The sequence below is a fragment of the Clostridium sp. genome (assembly GCF_051656525.1).
Taxonomy (GTDB): Bacteria; Bacillota; Clostridia; order Clostridiales; family Clostridiaceae; genus Clostridium.
On record NZ_JBOGCC010000209.1, the window covers coordinates 1 to 4496 of the forward strand.

Annotated in this window: 5 protein-coding genes; all 5 read right to left on the reverse strand. The window is 25.0% G+C overall.

Annotated features, from left to right (window positions below; genetic code table 11):
* Positions 1 to 279 precede the first annotated feature (279 nt).
* The 5 genes from ACRDDY_RS10325 to ACRDDY_RS10345 all read right to left on the reverse strand — a co-directional run bounded on the left by ACRDDY_RS10325 (position 280) and on the right by ACRDDY_RS10345 (position 4484).
* The gene (locus ACRDDY_RS10325; RefSeq protein ID WP_438564871.1) at positions 280 to 723 is read right to left on the reverse strand and encodes a hypothetical protein; all 444 of its coding nucleotides are present in this window, start codon (positions 721 to 723) and stop codon (positions 280 to 282) included.
* Between the two features lie 144 nt (positions 724 to 867).
* Positions 868 to 975 carry a toxin-antitoxin system HicB family antitoxin gene (locus tag ACRDDY_RS10330; RefSeq protein ID WP_438564872.1) on the reverse strand — a complete coding sequence of 36 codons (108 nt, stop codon included), beginning with the start codon at positions 973 to 975 and terminating at the stop codon, positions 868 to 870.
* Positions 976 to 1139: 164 nt separating this feature from the next.
* Positions 1140 to 3653: a hypothetical protein gene (locus ACRDDY_RS10335; protein WP_438564873.1), complete on the reverse strand. Its 2514-nt coding sequence runs from the start codon at positions 3651 to 3653 to the stop codon at positions 1140 to 1142.
* 82 nt (positions 3654 to 3735) lie between these two features.
* Entirely contained in the window at positions 3736 to 3975 is a 240-nt protein-coding gene (locus ACRDDY_RS10340; protein WP_438564874.1) for a hypothetical protein, read from the reverse strand.
* Between the two features lie 392 nt (positions 3976 to 4367).
* Positions 4368 to 4484 (reverse strand): ATP-binding protein, encoded by a 117-nt coding sequence (locus ACRDDY_RS10345; RefSeq protein WP_438564875.1) that lies wholly within the window; start codon positions 4482 to 4484, stop codon positions 4368 to 4370.
* Between the last annotated feature and the right edge of the window lie 12 nt (positions 4485 to 4496).

The following is a 4496-nucleotide window of genomic DNA, read 5'->3' on the forward strand; positions in this document are numbered from 1 at the left end:
AGCTAAAAAATTAAATCCATCAAGATTTAATAAAGGAATTAGAAATTGGGAGCCGACAGAAGCAGTAGCTCTTAATCCGACAACTGAAATAGAAAAGGGCTTAAATAAAAATAAGATAAGTTAGGTTAAAAAAATTAGCGTTATTTTTTTAATAGCGTATTTTTTAAATTTTAACTAGTAAAATTTAACTTATGAAACAGAAAAATTATGACTATAAATATTTATACGACAACTCTCTTGACAAACCCGGTTAAGTTTTAAATATAATATAGTTTACTATTACAATTCTAATCTTTCCCACACATAGCTAGGATAAAATTTAATTTTCTCTCCCTTCTCCTTTAAAATATTACTGATAGTTTGAACCATCTTTATAAGATCGTCCAAATTTTTATCATCAAAATAAATAACTTTGCTATTTAAGTCTTTATTTCCAATTTTTATTTCAAAATTAAACGTATCATTCAATTCATCTATATTTATTTCACTTAGTTTTGCACTAGGACACTCTTTCTCTAAGATTTCCTTTACATCAGAAAATTGACTTTTTGAGTCTTCTACCACAACCTTTATAGTCGGCTTTTTTATAAATGGATATTTTTCACCTACAATGTCTCCACTCATAAGTGAATATTTATCTACTAACTCTATTTCTAAATTTTTAGGAAGACTTCTATTTTCTTTTATTTTTCTTATAATACTTGGTTTGACTTCATTTACCATTTCTCTGAGGTCTTTTATACGTACCTCTAATCCGACTAAATCTTCTAAACCAACTTCTTCTTTAATACGTAATAACTTTTTATTTAAGTCTTTACTATTTAAAAAATTATATTGTATATTTTTACTTAATAAATATACAATATATTAATTTAAACTGGTCCCTTCACCCTTGGCGTCTTCTACCAGTTTAACATGTAAGTTTTTAGGAATTCTAACCCTAAAATTTCCTGAATAATCTATTTTTTCTTTCATATACGCCCTCCTTATAGCACCTAATACGGTGCCACTAATGTTAATTTAATTGTAGCTGGTACCATATTGGGTGTCAAGTTATATCTGTAGATTTTATTTTCATAAATTTATAAACGAAAAAGTAACATTAACCACTATTAATGTTAATGCTACTTTTTAAACTTTTATCTATAATTTGCTTTTATGTCTTTTAACAGAGGTTCCTCAGTTATTATTTCCTTTGCTTCTATATATAATTGATTAAATTTATATAATTCATTATTCACTTCAAATTTTTCTTTAATCTTTTTTTGAATTAAATTTTGTCGATCCCAAGTAGAATCTTTCCCACTAAATTCAATCCCAATTTTCCAACAAGATTCTAATAATTCTAAATAAACCTTTTCTGTTGATAACATCATAATTTTTTTAGTTATTTGATCTGATACAACATGATTAATATAATTTACAAAGTCTTCACCACATATTTTAGTTATTTCTTCTATGTTATTAGGATTTAATAAATAAGAAACTACATGCTTTATTAAATGCTCTGTAAGCATTGATTCTGGTTTAAATGCTCTCCACTCTCGACCTTCATAATCATCAGCAATTCTAGAATTGAATGCTTTTATAGTTTGCCATGTATTAATATTTAATAATTTAATAAAGTCATTTACAAAAGCATTGTTTGCATTATTTAAAACACCTGACAATATATCTAATTGATATTTAGGAAAAAGTTTTACTAATCCTAATTTTTGAGCAAATTTTTCATTTGAATCAATCACAGTTGTTATATCCTTTAAATAATTTCTTAACTGATCAACCGGGTTAAATTCTTCAGTAAATTTAGTAGTAAATTTATTTAATAATTCAGTAGAAATTTCCGGATTATTTTTAGCCATACTTTCTATAAAAGATTTATCCTCTTCTGTTATAAACCCTGTTCTATCATTAACACTTTTATTTAAAAATTCTACATAATAAGAATTGTTTTCTTTTCCTGATAAAATTATATCCTCATATATATATTCTCTATCAGTTACTATTTTCACTTTAGAATTTGCTTCTTCTAAAACTATATCTTTTAAAATATTTTTTATATTACTTTCTATAAAGCTCTTTTTACTTTCGACAGAACCTTGTGCTGTAGAATCAAAAGTTTCTAGTCTATTAAAGTAAAACTTAGTTTTACTTATCCATGCATTATGAATTAGCGTTTTTAATGTTAATGCAAAAGCATTTTGCATTTGCTCAGCTCCATTTTGTATCAATGTAATATTGTTTGCTGCTAACATCATCTTTCTTAAATCATTCGAAATTGTTGTATTTGTAAGATCATGACCTATTCCCTCAGAATCAATTAAAATATAATTTGATAAATTCTCTTTCATTTCCCAAAGTGGCTTAAAACACCCTTTTATACGAATTTGATTTACTAATGGGAATAATGTTTTTCCTTGCATCGCCTCATGTGCAGAAGATATAAACTCCATTGTCTTAAAGAATATATCTTGTAATTCAACTTTATCATCACTTGTATTAGGCTTTACCTCAAATGTAATCATTTTAGGCAACTCAAATGTAGAATTTTTAACTGTAAGTTTTGTTGTGTTATTTATTATATACTCTTTTTTATAATCCAGTATTTTAAATTCCCACTGGATATCCTTCTCTTTTAAAAAGTCCAAAATTTTATCAATAATTTTTCTAATTCTTTCATTTAAAATCTCTATAAACTCATTTATTGTAGAATTACTCTCAATATTTAATAAATTTTCATCTATATTATCATTAAAAACTTCCAAAAATTCATCACTTGTATTGTTAGAAAATTTATTATATATTTCAATACCTTGTTTATTCCCTATTTTTTTAAGTGATTCCCAAAATTCAAAACATTCTTTTTTGAAACATTTAAGCAGATTATTAGATATGTCTTTTTTTAATAATAAATTTTGTAATTTCACTTTTTTATCATCAAATATTGTAAATTTTTTATATATTATATCAATAATTTTTTCATCTGAAGGTAAGTCTACTTCACTTTCACTTGTAATACTTAAAAAAGCTTTTAGACTCTCTATATATGCACTTTTTATTCTCTCTAATAAACTCTCTTCCCCAATAAACTTTACAGTTGCCATATAATTATCATAGTTTACAGCATTAACTACATATAAAGGTCCTACAGTTGTGTTAGCTTGACTTGTAGCTGGAAAACTAGTATTCATAGCTCCTATTATTTGTTTTAAAAATGTTGTTTTCCCGGATCCAGATGGGCCTACTAAAATAGTTGTAGGATAAATAAATTTATAATACTCATCCTCTTTTTCTTCATCCTTTATCTCTTTAATATTAGATACTTTTATTGGAATTCTTGCTTCTATTAAATTCAATAGTTTTTTTTCATTATCTCTCTTTAAAAATGCAGTACCCTCAAAAACCCATCTTATAGCTTGTTCATGATATTCATTTTTTGCTATTAAAAAAGTAAGATAATCTTTTGAAATTTCCTCAAAATTTTCTAAAATTGTATCAAGATTTTTAAATATAACTTCACGTTCTTCAATATTTATTTTCTTAAAACTTTTATTTATCTGATGTTTATGCCCTTTTCTATTTTTTTTAATTGGACTAGTAAAAGTAACATATTCAGCTTTTTCATTAATATTTATATTTTTAAAATTAATCATTAACATCACTCCTTTTATTATTGAAAATTTACAAACAATACTAGTAGTAAAATATTGTTTGTAAATTCTCTTTTTATTTAATTTATTTATAAATCACATAAAGATCATGTCTCATGTCCGGTATCCCCCAACAATCAACTTCAAAATCATTTTCCTCCAAGTAATTAATCCACCCCTTAACCTCTGCTTCATACTCCTTAGATTCTGTTTTACACAGAATCTCATAGAATATTCTTCCATACACCTTGCTTCCTTCTAATACCTTATTATCTGTTGAAAATAAGATTCCTAATGCTTCCCTTTGTTCTTTTGTCATTTCCATTCTAGTACCTCCTATTTATATATTACCTTTAATATATAGCGTTTACTTCACTAGTAAGAGCAATTTGCTATATATATATAATACTATATAATAAAGTTAATTTCAATATCTTTTTTGTATATTTTTCAACATATATAGCATTTAAAGTTTTTATCTGCTTATTTAAGTATATATTTTTTATTATATATACTTTATGAGTGTCATATTTAAATATCAAATTTTAAGAAATCAAAGTGAATTATTAAATAAGAGATTAAAATATCTTAACGTAACATATTGATTTTATCTCTACTAGAGCTGTCGTCCGGAAAATTGTATATTATACATAAAATTTACTCCAAAAAATTATTTAAAAGTAATTCACTAAAATATGGTTTATTTTGAAATTGTAATTACTGATTGTTGATTTTTTTTAACCACTCCTTTGTTTCTTTCATTCTGTAAGAATTACCGTTCATATCGACCATAAAAGATTTATAAGTTAATCTATCAGTCATTGCAGCAGCCATGACAGGATCTAA

What these genes read in the sequence shown, in the direction of transcription:
- ACRDDY_RS10330 (WP_438564872.1), bottom strand. Translation starts at nt 975, where the DNA reads ATGAAAGAAAAAATAGATTATTCAGGAAATTTTAGGGTTAGAATTCCT.
- ACRDDY_RS10340 (WP_438564874.1), bottom strand. Translation starts at nt 3,975, where the DNA reads ATGGAAATGACAAAAGAACAAAGGGAAGCATTAGGAATCTTATTTTCA.
- ACRDDY_RS10335 (WP_438564873.1), bottom strand. Translation starts at nt 3,653, where the DNA reads ATGATTAATTTTAAAAATATAAATATTAATGAAAAAGCTGAATATGTT.
- ACRDDY_RS10345 (WP_438564875.1), bottom strand. Translation starts at nt 4,484, where the DNA reads ATGGCTGCTGCAATGACTGATAGATTAACTTATAAATCTTTTATGGTC.
- ACRDDY_RS10325 (WP_438564871.1), bottom strand. Translation starts at nt 723, where the DNA reads ATGGTAAATGAAGTCAAACCAAGTATTATAAGAAAAATAAAAGAAAAT.